The organism is Kitasatospora sp. NPDC091276 (assembly GCF_040684355.1).
In the GTDB taxonomy this organism is placed as follows: Bacteria; Actinomycetota; Actinomycetes; order Streptomycetales; family Streptomycetaceae; genus Kitasatospora.
Genome location: NZ_JBFBFU010000003.1, coordinates 1 through 18485, shown reverse-complemented (window position 1 = coordinate 18485; position 18485 = coordinate 1). Strand labels below are relative to the sequence as shown.

Sequence of the window (18485 nt, the reverse complement as noted above, 5' to 3'; positions counted from 1 at the left end):
CATGTTCCGCGCGACTGCGCCCGTGCGGCGTCCGGCCCCGGCCGGCGCGGACGGCCCGCACGGCACGCCCGGCCCGACCCCGGCGGCGGTCCTGCCGCGGCTGATCCGGGCCGGCGCCCACACCCCGCCGGGGCCTGGCGCGCCGTACCGGCCGGAGGCCGCGCGGGAGGACTTCTACCGCGAGCTCGGGGCGCTCTACGGCGCGGACTTCGACCGCGAGCAGTTCGCCGCCTCGGGGCGGCGCACCTCGGTGGAACTGGCCCACGGCGCGCTCGACGCGCTGGGCCCGCTGACCGCCGAGGAGTGCCCCGAGGTGGTGGTGGTCGCCTACTCCGCACCGGACTTCGACCACGCCGAGCTGGTCGCCTCCTGCGTGAAGGGGCGGCTGCCGGGCGAGCCGCTCTCCTTCGCCCTGTCCGACCAGGGCGTCCTGGCGCCGTTCAGCGCGCTGCGGGTCGCCGTGGAGTACGCCCGGCGGTGCGGCTGGTCGCGGCTGCTGCTGCTGGTCGTGGACCAGGGCACCCAGCCGTTCCCGCTGCCCGCGACGGGGCAGGGCGCCGTCCACGCGGACGCCGCGGTCGCGCTGCTGATCCACTGGGACGGCGGCGACGCGCCGCTGGGCGGCGCGGCCCAGGGCCTCCCGGAGCCGGGGCTGTTCGCCGGCTGGGACACCTCGGCCGCGCTGGTCACCGGCTCCGGCCTGTCCGACGGCTGTGCTGAACTTCCGACACACGGCGGTCCGTGGACCAAGGTGGCGGCCGGACAGCCCGCCACCGGCGGCTGGGCCGCCCTGCTCGCCGCCGCCGACCGGGACCGCCCGGTGGTGGTGGCCGACTACGACCGGGAACGCGGATTCCTGGCCTACTGCACACTCGACACGGGGGAGTTGGGGGTCCGATGACGGTTCCGGCCGAGGTGCGCGAGCACTGGCAGGAAGCCCGGACGAGCGCGCGCAACGACGGCCTCGTCCCCGCACTGACCCTGCTCTCCCGCGCGCTGTCCCCCGGGGTGGCACCGCGCGGCCCGCGCGGGCACGCCGTGGTCCCGCGCGAACTCCTCGGCGAGTACGCCGAGTTCGGCGACGACGAGGACGGGGACGGGGGCCTGGACCCGGTGCCCGGCCTGGCCGTCCTGAGCCCCGCCGACGCCACCCGGGGCCCCGCCGGCCCCGACGCCCACGACTGGGGCACCGGCCTCGCCTGGCTGCGGCTCGGCGCGTCCGAGCGGCTGCGGGAGGCCTGCCTGGCCTACCTCGCCGGCCGCCAGGTCGAGGGTTCCTCGCTGCTGCTGCAACAGCTGGTCAAGGGCGCGCTCGCCGACGTGCTGATCGACCACCTGGAGATCGAGGGCGTCCTCGACGACCTCGCCGAGGGGCCGGACGACTCCCCGTCGGCCCCCGCCCACCCCCTGGACGGCCCGGCCCTCGCCCGCCTCCAGGCCCAGATCACCCAGGCCGACCGCGCGCTGCTGCGGCTGCTCGGGGCGTACGGTTTCACCGCCGAGGGGCCGGGCCGGGCGGCGTACGCCTCCGAGCTCCTCGCCGACGTGTACTGCGGCTGGCCGGGGCCGGCCGGGGACACGGCACAGAACGTCGACTCCCGGAAGGGGAACGTGTGATCAGCCTGCCCGGCCCGCTGGAAACCACACACCGGTACGTGCGGCGGTGGGCCGAAGACCTGCGGGCGGGCGCGCTCGACCTCGACCGGGACCCGGACGCCGTCCACCGCTTCCTGGACCTGCCCGCCGTGCGCTTCCTGGCCGGCCACCAGGTGCCGCCGGAGTGGGACCGGGCGTCCGCCGAGGCCGGTGCCGGCCCCGCGCACGGCCTGGCCACCCTGGAGCGGGTCCTGGTGAGCGAGGAACTGGCGCGCGGCGACGCCGGGATGATGCTGGGCGCGCCCGGCGCCTCGATGTGCGGGGTGCTGCTGAGCGTGCTCGGCAGCCAGGCGCAGAAGGACTGGGTGTACGGCCGGCTCGCCGAACGCCCCCGCTGGACCTGCTTCGGCCTCACCGAGCCCGACCGCGGCTCGGCCATCGGCGAGATGACCACCACGCTGACCCCGGTGGGCGACGGCTCGTACGTCCTGGACGGCGAGAAGCGCTACGTCGGCAACGCCGCCCGGGCCGACCTGGGCGCCGTGTTCGCGCGGGTCGCGGGCACCGAGCGGCTCGGCGTGCTGGCCGTCCTGGTGGACACCGCCGACCCCGGCTTCCGGGCGGAGCCGCTGCCCACCCTCGGCCTGCGCGGCGTCCAGCTGACCCGGATCACCCTCGACGGGGTGCACGTGCCCGCCGAACGGGTGCTCGGCGCCCACCTGCCGCCGACCCGGCGGGGGATGTGGAGCATCGTCTCGGTCTTCAACCAGCTCCGCCCGAGCGTGGCCGCGATCGCCCTCGGGATCGCCCGGGCCGCCCACGACTACGTCGCCGAGAACCGCCGGGAACTGCGCGGCGCGGAGCGCGAGCTGTTCGAGTCGCTCGGCCAGCGCATCGACGCGGCCCGCCAGTTGACCTACCGGGCGGCCCTCGCGGTGGACCGCAGGCCGGCCGCCGGGCACCTCTCCTCGGCGGCGAAGGCCCGCGCCTGCGAACTCGCCGAGGACGTCACGATGCGCGCGCCGGGTTTCTTCGGGCCCGGCGCGCGGCTGGACCACCCGCTCCTCGACAAACTCGCCCGGGACGCACGGGGCGTGGAGTTCATGGAGGGGACACGGAACATCCAGAAGCTGAATCTGTTCCAGGGGCTGCACACCGGAAAGGTGGGCCGGTTCTGAACGGGACAGAACAACCGGTCGGTCGGGACACGGTCGAGATCTGGCAGATTCCGCTGACCGGTGGCGAGCACCCGGACCGGCCGGGCGGCGAGGCCGTCCGGGGCGCCCCGGACGGGTACCCGCCGCACCTGGAGGAACTGCTCGACGAGCAGGAGCGGGCCCGCGCCCGGAGCGGACAGCTGCCCGGGCTGCGGCGCCGCTTCGTGCTCGCGCACGCCGCCACCCGGATCGTCCTCGGCGAGCGCCTCGGCCGCCACCCGGCCGGGCTGCGCTTCAGCCGCGGCCCGTGGGGGAAGCCGGCCGTCGAGGACGCGCCGGGCCTGCACTTCAACCTGTCCCACTCGGGCGAGATCGCCCTGCTCGCCCTGGCATCACGGCCGGTCGGCGTGGACGTCGAGCTGGCCCGTGCCGAGCTGGACACCGCCCGGCTGGCCGGTCGCTTCTTCCCCCCGGACGAACGGGAGCTGGTCGCCCGGGACGGGCCCGACGCCTTCACCCGGCTGTGGACCAGGAAGGAGGCGTGCGTGAAGGCCTCGGGCGCCAGACTCACCCAGGGCATGGGGATCCCGGTCGCCCACGACGGACCGGAAGCCACCGTGTACGCACGCTCCGGGCCGTTGCCCGGGCCGTGGAGAGTCACCGACCTGCCGCTGCCCGAGGAATACGCGGGGTCCGTCGCACTGATCGGCGACGGGCCCTTTAACGTGTCCCGGCGGATGTGGTATCAAATTCCGCCCGGGGAATCCGGCGGCAGCCCTCTCGGGTCGGCTGTCAAGTAGAAGAAACTCCCCCTCCAATCGTCGAAGTTGTACCCGTGATCATGCGTCGAAGCGTCACTAGATTCAGTGATGCAGGCGAACGCCGCACCGCACCGGCCGGACTCATAAGTCAGGCCCGTGTCTTGATCCGGGCATTTCTTTTGAGGAGGGGAACGTGATCGTGGAAGGCAGGAACGTGATCACCAGGGCCGCTCGGTGGAGCGCCGTCCACCCCTGGTGGGCGATCGCGCTCTGGGTGGCGTTCGTCGTGGCGGCCCTCGTGGTCGGCGGCGTCACGGGCACCCGGCAGGCCACCACCTCCGACCTCGCCATCGGCCAGTCCGGCCGGGCGGCCGCGATCGCCCGCAGCGGCGGCCTCCAGGAGCGCGCGGTGGAGAACGTCCTCATCACCCCGTGGGGCGGCGGCCGGCTCGACCCCGTCCAGGCGCAGTCCGCGGCCTCGGACGCCACCCGCGACCTGAAGGCCCTCCCCGGCATCAGCTCGATCGACGCTCCGGTGCCCGCACCGGACGGCTCGGCCCTGCTCGTCCCGGTGACCCTCGACGGCGATCCGGAGACCTCCGCCGACCGGGTGCAGCCGCTCATCGACACCGTGGCGAGGACCCACGCGTCGCACACCGAGCTGCGGATGGAACTCGTCGGCGCCGGCTCGATCAAGGCCGGGCTCAACGAGATGCTGAGCAAGGACCTCGGCAAGGCGACCGTGCTGAGCCTGCCGGTGACGCTGCTCGTGATGGTCTTCGTCTTCGGCGCGATCGTCGCCGCGAGCGTCCCGGTCGTCCTCGGCCTGTCCTCGGTGCTCGCCGGGCTGGGCCTGTGGGGGGTGGCCTCCCAACTGGTGCCCGACCCGGGGCCGGTGACGCACGTCATCGTGCTGATGGGCATGGCCATCGGGGTCGACTACTCGCTGTTCTACCTCAAACGCCAGCGCGAGGAGCGGGCGTTGGGCGCCAACAACATCGACGCCATCGAGATCGCGGCCGCCACCTCCGGGCACTCGGTGCTGGTGTCCGGCGTGGTCGTCATGATCTCGATGGGGGCGCTCTACCTCGCCGGGCACATCGCCTTCGAGTCGATGGCCACCGGCGCGGTGCTGGTGGTCGCCATCGCGATCACCTCCTCGCTGACCGTGCTGCCGGCCATGCTGTCCCGGTTCGGCCGCTACCTGGACGCGCCGCGGGTCCCGCTGGTGTGGCGGCTCACCCAGAAGGGCGGGGTCAAGCCGCGGCTGTGGTCGACCATGCTCAAGCCCGCCCTGCGCCACCCGGTGATCGCGCTGGTGCTCTCGGTCGGCGCGCTGCTCGTCCTCGCGCTGCCCGCCCTCGGCCTGAAGCTCAAGGCCACCGGGATCGACGACCTGCCCCGGTCGATCCCGGCGATGCAGGCCAACGAGCGGCTGACCGGCTCCTTCCCGAGCCAGGCCGACACCCACACCGTCGCGGTGAAGGTCCCGGCAGACCGGACGGCGGAGCTGGGCAGCGCGGTGGAGGCGCTGGTCGAACGCGCCTCGCAGGACGCCCTCTTCGTGCACAACCCGGCGCCGACCGTCCGCACCTCCCCCGACGGCACGGTCGCCACCATCGCGATCGGCACCCACTTCGACAGCGGCTCCCCGCAGGCCCGCGCCTCGCTGGCCCGGCTGCGCCAGGACCTCGCCCCGCAGACCCTCGGCACGGTCGCGGGCGCCGAGTTCGCGGTCGGCGGCAGCGACGTCGCGTTCGACGTCGACTACCGGGCGAACGTCATGCACAAGATGCCCTGGGTGCTCGGGGTGGCCCTGGTGCTGACCTTCCTGGTGATGACCGTCGCGTTCCGCTCGGTGATGCTCGCGCTGATCACCGTGGTGCTCAACCTGCTGTCCGCGGCGGCCTCCTTCGGCCTGCTCGCGCTGATCTTCCAGCACACCTGGGCGGAGGACCTGCTGCACTTCGAGTCCACCGGCCGGGTGGTGGCCTGGCTGCCGCTGATGCTCTTCGTGATCCTGCTCGGCCTGTCGATGGACTACCACGTCTTCGTGGTCAGCCGGATCCGGGAGGCGGCGCGCGGCGGGCTCTCCGTGAAGGAGGCGGTCGAGCAGGGCATCACCCGCACGGCGGGCGTGGTGACCAGCGCCGCGGTGGTGATGGTCTGCGTGTTCGCCCTGCTGGCCTCGCTGAACTTCATCGAGATGAAGCAGATGGGGGTGGGCATGGCCTGCGCGGTGCTGCTCGACGCGACGGTGATCCGGATCGTCGTCCTGCCGGCCGTGGTCACCCTGCTCGGCTGGAAGACCTTCTGGCCCTCGCGGCTCGCGCGCCAGACCACGACCCGGACCCCGCGGATGCCGGCCATCGTGGCCGCGGCGGCGGCGGCCTCGGCGGCGCGCACGACCCTCCCGTAACACGGGACCCGTCCAACTCGACGGCCGGGGAAGGGCTTAGCCCCTTCCCCGGCCCTTTTCGTGTGCGTTTCGTGCAGGCACCGGCCACAACCAGTCGTGACAAGGGGTTTGACGCCGACTGTCCCGTGGTGGTTTGTTACGGGAGTTGTAGAATCGCATGCGCGTTCGTCGGCACGTGAACGACCTTCCCGGTGACGGGGGGGCACAACTGCCGCCGGACGCACCACGGGGAAGCAGGGGGCGGTCAGGGGGGTGGCCATGCACAGTGACGGCAGCCTCGCCTCGGCGCGCTGGCGCAACGAGCTCACCCGGGTCGGGACGCTGTCCGGACGGGAACGGCAGGTCTTCGACCTGATCGGTGCCGGACACTCCAACCGCGGCATCGCCGCCCGACTGCACGTCACGGAGCGCACGGTGAAGGCGCACGTCGCCAACATCCTCGCGAAACTGGGAGTGGAGTCGCGGCTTCAGGTGGGGTTGGTGGCGCAGGTTCATCAACTCATGTACGAAGGTACATGGCCGGACGACCCAGGCGTGTCCGATACTTGACCAGCGCGAATGATACCCAGGCTTTTCCCCTTTGTCAGGCCACCCCAAACACGTCGACCACTGTTGACGGTGGCCGGGCCGAGGTCACAGGAGAAAGGCTTGTGGCTGGAGTTCACCGCTAGGGACGGGGAATTTGGTGTACATCTCCATATTAGGCCCACTATTGATCGGCGACGGTCAGCGCACCGTAGGTCTACGGGCGAAGAAGAATCGCGTGATGCTCACCATGCTGGCGCTCAACGCCGGCCAGGTGGTCGCGTTCGACGAACTGATCGACGAGCTGTGGGGGGAAGCGCCGCTCAAGAACGCGCGCAACGCCTTGCAGGCCAATGTCAAACGCATGCGCAAGTCGTTGGCGGAACTTGGTCTGGAGGGGCCGGACCAGGAACTCATCCGCACGGTTGACAACGGTTACATGCTCAACGTCTCGGAGGACGCGGTCGACGCGTACCGGTTCCTGCGGACGGCGGAGAAAGGCGCGGGGCTGGTCAGCGACCGGCCGTACGAAGCGATGGACACGCTCCGCAAGTCGCTCGCGATGTGGCGCGGACCGGCCCTGCTCGACACGAGCGACGGGCCCTGGTGCCGGGCCGTCGCGCTGCGTCTGGACGAGCAGCGCAAGACCGCGCGGGAGGACCTCATCTCGGCGCAGCTGCAAGCGGGCGAGGCGGGGGCGGTGGTGGCCGAGCTGAAGCAGTTGCTCGCCCAGTACCCGGAACGCGAGCGGTTCAGCGAGCAGTTGATGATCGCCCTCTACCGGTGCGGCCGGCAGTCGGAGGCCGTCGACATCTTCCACCGCACCCGGAAGTGGCTCGACGACGAGTTGGGGCTCAAACCGAGTCGTCGTCTCCACCACCTCTACCAGGCGATCCTGATGCAGGACCCCTCGCTGTAAGTCCCGTCGGGGCGAGGGCAGTTCGCCCCGGCACGCCGACGGCTCCCCTCCTGGGGCGCCGCCGGCGGCCCCGTGACGGCCGGGCCCGGATTCCGGGCCCGGCCGTCCGGTCGTTCAGGACCGGCGCAGCGCGGCGTCGGCCACCGCGCCGATCCGGCCGGCCGCCTCCCGGCCGAGCATCTCCTCGTGGCCGCAGGCGACGTCGTGCACCGTCAGCGCGCCGGTCAGGTGCGCGCGCCAGCGGTCGGCGAGCTCGGCGGCGGGGGCGCCCTGCACCTCGTCGGCGGCGGCGAACAGCAGCAGCGAGCCGTCGAACCGTCCGGGGGTGAACTCCCGGGCGATGTCCGTGTGGTGGCGCATCACCGCCATCAGCCGGCGCAGCTCCCCGTCGTCGATGCCCGTCCCGGTGGCGTGGTGGGCGAGGAAGGCCCCGCGGATCTCCTCGTCGGTCGGGTTGTGGTCGCCCGGCAGCACCGGGAAGACGTCCAGCGCCGCCAGGAAGGCCACCCGCTCGCCCGCCGCCTGGAGCTGCACCGCCATCTCGTGCGCGACCAGCCCGCCGAAGGACCAGCCCAGCAGGTGGTACGGGCCGTGCGGCTGCACCCGGCGGATCCTCGCCAGGTACGTGGCCGCCAGCTCCCTTACGCCCTGCGGCCGTTCCCACTCCCCCTCGGGCGCGGCGACACCGTCGGACTGCAGCGCGTACACCGGCCGGGCCGGGTCGAGGTGCGGGGCCAGCTCCGCGTACGGCAGGCCGAAGCCGACCCCGCCGTGCACGCAGAACAGCGGCTCGGCGGTGCCGCCCGGCCGGATCGGCAGCACCGGCTCCAGCACCGTCGCGGGGAGCCGCTGCGAGGTGGCGGGCCGGGCGGCGGCGGCGAGGGCCGCCACCGTCTTGTGGGTGAAGACGTCGGCCAGCGAGAGCGTGAGCCCGGCCTTCGCGGCCCGGCTGACGATCTGCACCGAGCGCAGGCTGTCGCCGCCGAGGTCGAAGAAGTCCCCGTCGGCGCCGACCTGGTCGAGGCCGAGGATCTCGCCGAAGACCCCGGCGATGACCTCCTCGGCCGGCGTGCCCGGGCGCCGCACCGGGGTCTGCGCGGCGGCGGGCGCGGCACCGGGCGCCGGCAGGGCGCGGGTGTCGAGCTTGCCGTTCGCGGTCAGCGGCAACGCGGGCAGCGTCACCAGCGCCGCGGGCACCATGTGCGCGGGCAGCGACTCGGCGACGAACGCGCGCAGCACCGGCACGTCGACGGCGGCGACGCCGGGCAGCGGCACCACGTACCCGGTCAGCTGGGGCACGCCGGTGGGCGAGGGCGCGACCTGCACCGCGGCCTGCACGACCACGGGGTGGCGCACCAGCGCGGCCTCGATCTCGCCGAGCTCGATCCGGAAGCCGCGCAGCTTCACCTGGTGGTCCACCCGGCCGACGTAGTCGAGCGTGCCGTCGGCCCGCCAGCGGGCCAGGTCGCCGGTGCGGTACATCCGGGTGCCGGCCGGGCCGTACGGGTCGGCGACGAAGCGCTCGGCGGTGGTGACCGGGCGGCGCAGGTAGCCGTGCGCCAGGCCGGTGCCGGCGATGTACAGCTCGCCGGTGACGCCGACCGGCGCGGGCGCGAGGGCGTCGTCCAGGACGTACAGCCGGTGGTTGTCCAGCGGGCGGCCGATCGGCGGGCGGCCGCCGCCGGCGCGCAGCGGGTCGCTCCAGGTGGCGCAGACCGAGGCCTCGGTCGGGCCGTAGGCGTTGCGGAACTCGGTCAGCGGGGCGAACCGGTCGACCAGCGCGGCCGAGCAGGCCTCGCCGCCGACCAGCAGGTGCAGGCCCTCGGGCAGCACCACGTCCTCGGGCAGGCCGGCCACCACGGTGGGCGGCAGCACCACGTGGTTGACCTGGTGCTCGGCGAGCAGCGCGCCCAGCACCTCGCCGGAGACCCGGCTCTCGTCGGTGGCGACCACCAGGGTGCCGCCCGAGTACAGCGAGACGCCGAGCTCCCAGACGGTGGCGTCGAAGCTGAACGAGGCGAACTGGAGCACCCGGGTGTCCGGCCCCGCGCCCATCCGCGCCTGGTGGTTGGCGGCCAGGTTGGCCGCCCCCAGGTGCGGCACCGCGACGCCCTTGGGGCGGCCGGTGGAGCCCGAGGTGTAGATCACGTAGGCGACGTCCTGCGGGAGGAGCGGCCGGGTGCGGTCGGCGTCGACGGGGTTGCGGTCGGGCCGGCCGGTCAGGTCGGACCGGGTGCGCAGGGAGTCCAGGACCAGCGGGACGACGCCCTCGGGCAGCCCCGGGATCCGGTCGGCGACCGCCTCGACGGTCAGCACCTGGGCGGGCGCCGCGTCGTCGAGCATGTAGGCGATCCGCTCGGCCGGGTACTGCGGGTCGACCGGCAGGTAGGCGGCGCCGGTCTTGAGCACCGCCAGCAGCGCGACCACCAGCGGCGCGGAGCGCGGCATCGCCAGCGCGACCACGTCGCCCGGCCCGACCCCGCGCTCCAGCAGCAGGTGGGCGAGCCGGTTGGCCCGCTCGTTGAGCGCCGCGTAGGACAGCCGCATCGTCGCCGGGCCGGCCGGCACGCCGTCCGGGCCGATCAGCGCGGGGTGGTCCGGGCCGGCGGCCGCCAGGCCCTCGAACACGGCGGTCAGGGTGACCGGGGTGAACGGGGCGGTCGGGCCGGCCCACTCCTCCAGCAGGACGCGGCGCTCCTCGGCGGTGAGCAGGTCGAGGGCGCTGAGCGGCGCGTCGGGGGTGCGGGCGGCGGAGTCGAGCAGGGTGGCCAGGGCCCGGGCGAGGCGGGCCGCCGTCGCCCCGGTGAACAGGTCCTCGCGGTACTCCAGGCGGATGTCCAGACCGGCCGGGGCGCCGTCCGGACCGGTCCGCTCCAGCACCTGGAAGGACAGGTCGAACTTGGCCGTCGTGCTGCCGATCGGCAGCACCTCGGCGCTCAGGCCGGGCATCGCGGGCAGCGGGTCGGAACTGTTCTCGAAGGCCAGGATCACCTGGAAGAGCGGCTGCCGGCCCATCGAGCGGACCGGGTTGAGCTCCTCCACCAGGTGCTCGAAGGGCAGTTCGGCGTGCCCGTAGGCGGTCAGGTCGGTCTCCCGGACCCGCCCGAGCAGGGCGGTGAACGCCGGGTCGCCCGAGGTGTCGGTGCGCAGCACCACGGTGTTGACGAAGAAGCCGACCAGGTCGCGGACCGCGTCGTCGGTGCGCCCGGCCACCGGGCTGCCGAGCGGGATGTCGGTGCCCGCGCCCAGCCGGGTGAGCAGTGCGGCCAGGCCCGCCTGGACGGCCATGAACAGGCTGGCGCCGCCGCGCCGGGCGAGTTCGGCGAGCCGGGCGTGGGTCTCGGCGGGCACCGTGCACTCGACCTCGGCGCCGCGGTGCCCTGCGCGGGCCGGGCGGGGGAAGTCGGTGGGCAGGTCCAGCTCCTCCGGGATGCCCGCCAGCGCCTCGCGCCAGTGCGCGAGTTCGGCACTGGCCAGGCTGTCCGGGTCGTCCTTGGAGCCGAGCAGTTCGCGCTGCCAGAGCGCGTGGTCGGCGTACTGCACCGGCAGCGGCTCCCAGCGCGGCCCGGCGCCGTCCAGCCGGGCCCGGTAGGCGTCGGAGAGGTCGCGGGCGAGCGGGCCGAGCGACCAGCCGTCGGCGGCGATGTGGTGCACCGTCAGGGCCAGCGCGTGGCTGTCCCGGCCGAGGGTGAACAGCCGGGCCCGCAGCGGCACCTGGGCGGACAGCTCGAAGGGGTGGACGGCCTCGGCGGCCAGCGCCGCCTCCAGCGCGCCCGGCGCCGCCCCGGAGAGGTCCACGACGACCAGCGGGGCGCCGGCCCGCTCCGCCTCCTCGGCGGAGAGCACCAGCTGCGAGGGCAGCCCGTCGGCCTCGGCGAAGACGGTGCGCAGGCTCTCGTGCCGGGCCACCACGTCCCGGACGGCGGCGGCCAGCGCGACGGCGTCCAGCGGGCCGGTGAGGCGGACCGCCAGCGGGATGTTGTAGCTGCCGGTGGGCCCGTCCATCTTGTCCAGGAACCAGAGCCGCTCCTGGGCGTACGAGAGCGGCACCGAGGACGGCCGGTTCGGGACGGCGCGCAGCGCGGGGCGCCGGGGGGCCGGCTCCGCCGCCTCGGCGGCCGCCGCCGCGTCCGGGTCGAGGGCGCGGGCCAGCGCCTCGGCCGTCCGGGCGTCGAACAGGGCCCGCACCGGGACGTCCACGCCGAGCGCGGCACGCAGCCGGTTGGCGACCCTGGTCGCGGACAGCGAGTGGCCGCCGAGTTCGAAGAAGTCGTCGTCGGCGCCGACCCGGTCGAGCCCGAGGGCCTCGGCGAAGACCGCGCAGAGCAGTTCCTCGCGCTCCCCCGCGGGCTCGCGTCCGGTGCCCGCCCGCTCGTCCGGCGGGGCGGGCAGGGCCTTGCGGTCGACCTTGCCGTTGGGGGTCAGCGGCAGGTCGTCCAGGGGAACGTACACGGCAGGGATCATGTGCGTGGGCAGCACCGATGACGCCCGCTCCCGCAAGCGGTCGCGGTCGATCCCTGCCGGTACGACATAGGCGACCAGGCGGGCGTCCCCCGCCCGGTCGGTGCGGGCCGTGACGACGGCCCGCGTCACTCCGGGCTGCGCCGCGAGCACGGACTCGATCTCGCCGAGCTCGATGCGGTAGCCACGGATCTTCACCTGGTGGTCGCTGCGCCCCGCGTACTCCAGGGCGGTGCCGGAGGCGTCCCAGCGGACGATGTCGCCGGTGCGGTACATCCGCTCGCCGCTCGGGCCGTACAGGTCGGCGACGAAGCGCTCGGCGCTCAGGCCGGGGCGGCCCAGGTAGCCGCGGGCCAGGCCGGTGCCGGCGAGGTAGAGGTCGCCGAAGGTGCCGTCGGGGACGGGGCGCAGCGCGCCGTCCAGGACGTACACCCGGGTGTTGGCGATCGGGCCGCCGATCGGCGGCGGCCCGGCCTCGGCGCCGGTCAGCGGCGCGGCGGTGGACCAGATGGTGGTCTCGGTCGGGCCGTACACGTTGGTCACGGACGCGCAGTGCGCGGTGAGGGTGCGGGCCAGCGGCTCGGGCAGCGCCTCTCCACCGACCAGGGCGCGCAGGCCGGCCAGCCGGGGGGCGTGGTCGGCGGCGAGCGACTGCCAGAGGCTGGGGGTGGCCTGTAGCAGGGTGGCGTCCAGGCCGGTGACGGCGTCCGCCAGGGCGGCCGGGTCGCGGACCGTCTCGCGGTCGGCGACCAGCAGTTCGGCGCCGGCGGCGAGCGGGACGAACAGCTCCAGGTTGGCGATGTCGAAGCCGAAGGTGGTGACGGCGAGGAAGCGGTCCTCGGTGGTCACTTCGAAGCGGGCGACCATGTCCTCGACCAGGTTGACCAGCGCCCGGTGCGGCACCACGACGCCCTTGGGGCGGCCGGTGGAGCCCGAGGTGTAGATCACGTACGCGGGGTGGTCGGCGCGCGGGGCCGTGCCCGGTACGCGCTGCCCGGGCGCACCGGTCGCGGCGTCCGGGCCGTCCAGCACCCACAGCTCGCCGGTGCTCATCTCGCCTTCGGCGGCTACGGCGGCTTCGGCGGCGAGGAGTTCGCGCACCCGGCGGTGGGTGAGGGTGACCACCGGGGCGGCGTCGGCGAGCATGTAGCGCAGCCGGTCGGCCGGGTAGTCCGGGTCCAGCGGCAGGTAGGCCGCGCCGGACTTGAGGACGGCCAGGGCGGCCACCACCAGGTCGCAGGAGCGGTCCAGCGCGATCGCCACCACCTGCTCCGGGCCGGCCCCGGCGGCGTGCAGGGCGTGCGCCAGCGCGTCGGCGCGGGCGTGCAGTTCGCGGTAGGTCAGGCGCTCCTCGCCGCAGCGCACGGCGGGCGCGTCCGGAGTGCGGGCGGCCCGGGCGGCCAGCAGCGGGGCCAGCCAGTCGCCGGGCAGCGGCGCCCCGGTGGCGTTGCGGGCCTCGGTGATCTCGGCGCGTTCGGCCTCGTCCAGGACGTCCAGCCGGCCGCACGGCTCGTCGGGCCGGGCGACGGCGGCGGCCAGCAGCCGGGCGAAGCGCCGCCCGACCAGTTCGGCCTCGGCCCGGGTGACCAGCGCGGGCACGTGGTTGACGGCCAGGCCGAACGGGGTGCCGGGGAAGACCGTGAGGGTGACCGGGAAGTGGGTGGCGGAGCGGACGTCGGCGCCGGTCACCCGGGGGCCGGTGCCGGTGGCCAGCGGCAGGCCGCCCATCGGGTAGTTCTGGAACATCAGGGCGGTGTCGAAGAGTTCACCGCGCACGGCGGTGAGCTGCTGGACCTCCGCCAGGGTCAGGTGCTCGTGCGCCAGCAGCGCGGTCTGCGACCGCTGCACGTCGGCGAAGAGCTCGGCCGGGGTGCGGGCCGGGTCGACGTCCACCCGGACCGGGAGCGTGTTGGCGAACAGGCCCACCATCCGCTCGACGTCCGGGACCTCGGCCGGCCGGCCGGAGGTGACCGCGCCGAACAGCACGGTGTCCTGGCCGGTCAGCCGGGACAGCAGCAGCGCCCAGCAGCCCTGCACCACCGCGTTGACGGTCAGGCCGCGCGAGCGGGCGAAGCCGGTCAGCGCGGCGGAGACCTCGGGGGTCAGCTCCAGCGGGACGGCCTGCGGCAGCGCGGCCGCACCGGCGGCCCGGTCGCGGCCGGCCGGCACCAGCCGGGTCGGGTCGACGACCCCGGCCAGGGCGGCGGTCCAGGCCTGCCGGGCGGCCTCCTTGTCCTGCGCGCCCAGCCAGGCCAGGTGCGCCTGGTAGCGGGCCGCGCCGGCCTGCGGCTGCCTGGCGGGGGCGCCGCCGGCCTTCAGCTCCTCGGCGAGCGCGGCGAGTTCGCCGATCAGCGAGACCATCGACCAGCCGTCCACCAGGATGTGGTGGACGGTCCAGACCAGCCGGCAGCGCCCGCCCTCGGCGCGGGCCAGGGTGAGCCGCTGGAGCGGCGGGCGGGCGAGGTCGAAGCGGCGCAGCCGGTCCTCCTCGGCGAGCCGGTCGAACTCCGCCTCCGGCCCGGCCGCGCCGGCCGCCACCGCGACCTCGCGCCACGGCAGTTCGACCGACGTGGGGATCACCTGGATCGCCTCGCCGTTCTTGCGGTGCCGGAAGCAGGCCTTCAGGTTGGGGTGCCGTTCCAGGAGCAGGCCCGCCGCGGTGCGCAGCGCGGCGGCATCGGCGTCGGTCAGCTCGTCCAGGTCGAGGACCAGCTGAATGGTGTAGACGTCCGTCCCCTCACGGTCGTACTCCGAGAGAAAGAGCAGTCCCTGTTGCAGCGGCGAGAGCGGAAGGACTTCACTGATGGCGGACGGCCGATTCAAACCGGGCTCCTCGTGGAAGGCCTGCAAGTGCGGAATAACAAACGCTTTCCGATGGCGCTGACGAGCAACTGACCGGCAACTGACGGACGGCTGACGCGCGCCTCCGGGCGGGTCCGAAACCCTGGTCGCCGACCCCGTCAGCAGTCCGTCAGCCCCTCGTCAGCGCCCGGCGGGAGGCTTGCCGCCGAGGCTAATTCGTTACCGAAGGCCAGGAGTCTCCAGTGCCGGTCATTTCCGCGTCGCACGAATTCGAGGTCAGCGACCTCTTCGTGAATCTGCAGCCGTTCTTCGGGCACCGTCTCTTCCTGAAAGTCGAAGGGTTCAACTTCGCCGGGTCCATCAAGCTGAAAGCGGCCCGGGAAATGGTCGCGCAGGCCGAGGCGGCGGGCGTCCTCGGCCCCGGCTCGACCCTGGTGGAATCCTCGTCCGGGAACATGGGCGTCGCCCTGAGCGTGCTCGCCGCCAGCCGCGGCTACAAGTTCATCTGCGTCACCGACTCTCGTTGCAACGAGGTCACCCGCCGCACCATGGAGTCGTACGGCGCCGAGGTGCACCTGATCACCGAGCCGCACGAGACCGAGGGCTTCCTCGGTGCGCGGATCCGCCACGTCAAGGCGCTGCTCGCCGCCGACGAGAAGCGGGTCTGGCTCAACCAGTACCTGAGCCCGGGCAACTGGATGGCGCACTACCGGACCACCGCGCCGGCCATCGCCCGCCAGTTCCCGGACCTGAACGTGCTGTTCATCGGCGCGGGCACGACCGGGACGCTGATGGGCTGCGCCCGGTACTTCCGCGAGCGGCGCCCCTCGGTGCGGGTCGTCCCGGTCGACAGCGTCGGCTCGGTCACCTTCGGCGCCCCGCCGGCCACCCGGCACATCCCGGGCCTGGGCACCAGCGTGCGGCCCGCGCTGCTGGACGAGTCGCTGGTGGAGCGGGCGGTCCACGTCGAGGAGACCGACACCGTCCGGACCTGCCGCGAACTGATGCGCGGCGGCTTCCTGTTCGGCGGCTCCACCGGGACGGCCGTCAGCGGCGCGCTGCGCTGGCTGAACGAGCACTACGGCGACGGCGCGGGCGGCGTGCGCGAGCGGGTGACCGCCGTGACCATCTCACCGGACCTGGGCGAGCGCTACATGGACACCGTCTACCACGACGAGTGGGTGCGCGGGTCGGTCGGCCAGGAGGGCCTGCTGCCCGGGGTCGAGCACCGGGGCCTCGGGGCGGGCGTCGCCGCCGGGCTCCAGACGGTGTCCGGCTGACCGGACCGGTGGGGTCGGGGCCTGCGGGGCCGGGGCCTGCGGGGTCAGAGGGTCGAGAGTTTTCAAGGCGGGGCTGAGGCTGAGAATGACGGAGAGCAAAGCAGTGACGACAAACCGGAACGCTGTCCTTCCGCTCACCGCGGCACAGGCCGAGATCTGGTTCGACGAGCAGTTCGCCGCCGGGCCGCTGGCCTACAACATGGCGGACTACATCGATCTGCGCGGACCGCTCGACGCCGAGTTGCTCGGACGGGCGCTGCAACGCCTCGGCCACGAGGCCGAGGGACTGCGGGTGCAGTTCGTCGAGGAGGACGGCGCCCCCGGCCAGATCATCCGCCCGCTCGCCCAGCTCCCGCTCAAGACGCTGGACTTCAGCGGCGAGGCGGAGCCGTCGGCGGTCGCCGAGCGGTGGATGCGGGCCGACCACGCCGACCCGATGAAGGTCACCGACTTCCCGCTGTTCCGCGGCGCGCTGATCAAGCTGGCCCCGGAGCACCACCTGCTCTACCTGTGCATGCACCACATCCTCGCGGACGGCTTCAGCCGCTCGCTGCTCTACCCCAAGCTGTCCAGCGCCTACACCCGGCTGGCCGCCGGCGAGGGCCCGGCCGAGCTGGACGCCGACGCCATGCCGGCCTTCCACCGGCTGCTGGACGCCGAGCGCAAGTACCTCGACTCGTCGATGGTCGAGAAGGACCGCGCCTACTGGACGGACCGCCTCACCTCCGACCGGCACGGCGCGGTGCCCGAGCTGGTCTCGCTCTCCGAGCAGGAGCCGGCCCCCGGCCGGGTCGCGCTGCGCGAGACCGCCCGGCTCTCCCCCGCGACCACGGCCGCGCTGCACGCCCTCGCCCAGGACGGCAAGGTCACCATGCCGGTCCTGATGGTCGCCGCGATGGCCGCCTACACCCAGCGCGTCACCGGGGTCCCGGCGCCGCTGCTCACCCTGCCGGTCACCGGCCGGGTCGGCGCGGTCAGCCGCGAGATCCCCGGCATGCTCGCCAACTACCTGCCGCTGGCCGTCCGGGTGCGCCCGGAGATGACCCGCACCGAACTGCTGCGCGCGGCCTGGGTCGAGGTCGCCGGCACGCTGAAGCACCAGCGCTACCGCGGGGACAGGGTCCGCCGCGACATCGGCCTGCGGATCGACGACCAGCGCGCCTTCGGCCCGTTCATCAACGTGCTCAACCAGGACCCCGAGCTGGCCTTCGGCGACTGCCGCGGGGTCGTGGTCAACCTGTCCACCGGCATCGTCAAGGACCTCATCATGACGGTCCTGAACGCGGACGACGGCACCGTCGAGATCCACCTCGACGGCAACCCCGAGCTGTACGAGCCGGCCGAACTCGCCACCCACCTCGCCCGGTTCGAGACCTTCCTCGGCGCCCTCGCCACCATGCCCGCGGACCGTCCGCTCGGCCAGGTGGGCCTGGGCGCGACCGGCGAACCGCTCGGGCTGCTCGGCGCCTGGGATCCGGCCACCGCCGCCGACCAGGGCCTGGTCGAGCGGGTCCGCGCCGTCGCGGCCGGTACGCCCGACGCGGTGGCCGTGGCCGACGGCACCGAGCGGATCGACTACCGCGAACTGGTCGCCCGCGCGGCGGGCCTGGCCGCCCGGCTGACCGCCGCCGGGGTCGGCACCGGTTCGGTGGTCGCGATGTTCGCCGAGCCCGGCGTCCCCTTCGTCACCGGCGTGCTGGCCGTCCAGGCCGCCGGCGGTGCCTACCTGCCGCTCGACCCGGCCGCCCCGGCCGCCCGCAACACCGGGCTGCTGGAGGACGGCGGCGCCCGCCACCTGCTGGTCGGCGCCGGGTACGAGGCACAGGCCGCCGAGCTCACCGCCGGGGCGACCACCGCCCTGCCGCTGACCGACCCGTCCGACTCCAGCAGCGGCGCCGAACTCACCTCTGTCGGAGGTGAGTTGGACCTGGCGTACGTGATGTTCACCTCCGGCTCCACCGGCAAGCCCAAGGGCGCGATGGTCCAGCGCTCCGGCATGATGAACCACCTCTGGGCCAAGGTCGGCGACCTCGACCTGGCCGCCGGGGAAGGCGTCGTCCAGAACGCGCCGCTCACCTTCGACGTCTCCGTCTGGCAGATGCTCGCCCCGCTCATCGTCGGCGGCACCGTCCGGGTCTCCGGCACCGACATGGCCGCCGACCCGGCCGCCCTGTTCGCCATGACCCGGGACGAGAAGATCGCCGTCCTGGAGGTCGTCCCCTCCCTGCTGCGTGCCGCCCTGGACGCCTGGGACCTCGACGGCACCGCCCCCGAACTCCCCCACCTGCGCTGGCTGATGGTCACCGGCGAGGCCCTCCCCGCCGACCTCTGCCACCGCTGGCACGCCCGCCACCCGCACGTCCCGATGATGAACGCCTACGGCCCCACCGAATGCAGCGACGACGTCACCCACGCCGTCATCCGCGCCGGCGACACCCTCACCGCCCGCGTCCCCATCGGCACCGCCGTGCGCAACACCCGCCTCTACGTCCTCAGCGACGAACTCCAGCCCGTCCCCGTCGGCGTCCCCGGCGAGCTCTACATCGGCGGCGCCGGAGTCGGCCG

The 18485-nt window shown here is 74.1% G+C and carries 10 protein-coding genes; 9 read left to right on the top strand and 1 reads right to left on the bottom strand.

All coding sequences use genetic code 11. The features are described 5' to 3' along the window. Position 1 precedes the first annotated feature (1 nt). From AB0O19_RS03985 to AB0O19_RS03955, 7 genes are all read left to right on the top strand, one after another. Entirely contained in the window at positions 2–901 is a 900-nt protein-coding gene (locus AB0O19_RS03985) for a hypothetical protein (protein WP_363617641.1), read from the top strand. Continuing rightward, a complete protein-coding gene (locus tag AB0O19_RS03980) occupies positions 898–1617 on the top strand; it encodes a hypothetical protein (RefSeq protein ID WP_363617639.1) in 720 nt (239 codons plus the stop codon). The genes AB0O19_RS03985 and AB0O19_RS03980 overlap by 4 nt, the downstream gene beginning before the upstream one ends. Then, complete coding sequence (locus AB0O19_RS03975; protein ID WP_363582472.1) at positions 1614–2774, top strand: acyl-CoA dehydrogenase family protein; 1161 nt, start codon at positions 1614–1616, stop codon at positions 2772–2774. Before AB0O19_RS03980 ends, AB0O19_RS03975 begins: the two co-directional genes overlap by 4 nt. 203 nt (positions 2775–2977) lie before the next feature. Then, on the top strand, positions 2978–3553 hold the full coding sequence (locus tag AB0O19_RS03970) for a 4'-phosphopantetheinyl transferase superfamily protein (RefSeq protein ID WP_363582474.1): 576 nt from the start codon (positions 2978–2980) through the stop codon (positions 3551–3553). A 154-nt stretch (positions 3554–3707) separates the two neighbouring features. Further along, complete coding sequence (locus AB0O19_RS03965) at positions 3708–5933, top strand: MMPL family transporter (protein WP_363617637.1); 2226 nt, start codon at positions 3708–3710, stop codon at positions 5931–5933. Between the two features lie 258 nt (positions 5934–6191). Next, complete coding sequence (locus tag AB0O19_RS03960) at positions 6192–6482, top strand: helix-turn-helix transcriptional regulator (RefSeq protein ID WP_107453059.1); 291 nt, start codon at positions 6192–6194, stop codon at positions 6480–6482. 136 nt (positions 6483–6618) lie between these two features. Continuing rightward, positions 6619–7377 (top strand): AfsR/SARP family transcriptional regulator, encoded by a 759-nt coding sequence (locus AB0O19_RS03955; RefSeq protein WP_363582478.1) that lies wholly within the window; start codon positions 6619–6621, stop codon positions 7375–7377. Positions 7378–7491: 114 nt separating this feature from the next. Here the strand turns inward: AB0O19_RS03955 and AB0O19_RS03950 are convergent, their stop codons facing one another. Then, positions 7492–14661, bottom strand: a complete 7170-nt coding sequence (locus AB0O19_RS03950) for an amino acid adenylation domain-containing protein (RefSeq protein WP_363617635.1) — start codon at positions 14659–14661, stop codon at positions 7492–7494. Positions 14662–14882: 221 nt separating this feature from the next. Here AB0O19_RS03950 and sbnA point away from each other — a divergent pair, with 221 nt between their 5' ends. Further along, positions 14883–15920: a 2,3-diaminopropionate biosynthesis protein SbnA gene (sbnA, locus tag AB0O19_RS03945; RefSeq protein ID WP_363617633.1), complete on the top strand. Its 1038-nt coding sequence runs from the start codon at positions 14883–14885 to the stop codon at positions 15918–15920. A 103-nt stretch (positions 15921–16023) separates the two neighbouring features. Continuing rightward, on the top strand, positions 16024–18485 hold a 2462-nt coding region (locus AB0O19_RS03940), incomplete at its 3' end, for an AMP-binding protein (RefSeq protein WP_363617631.1).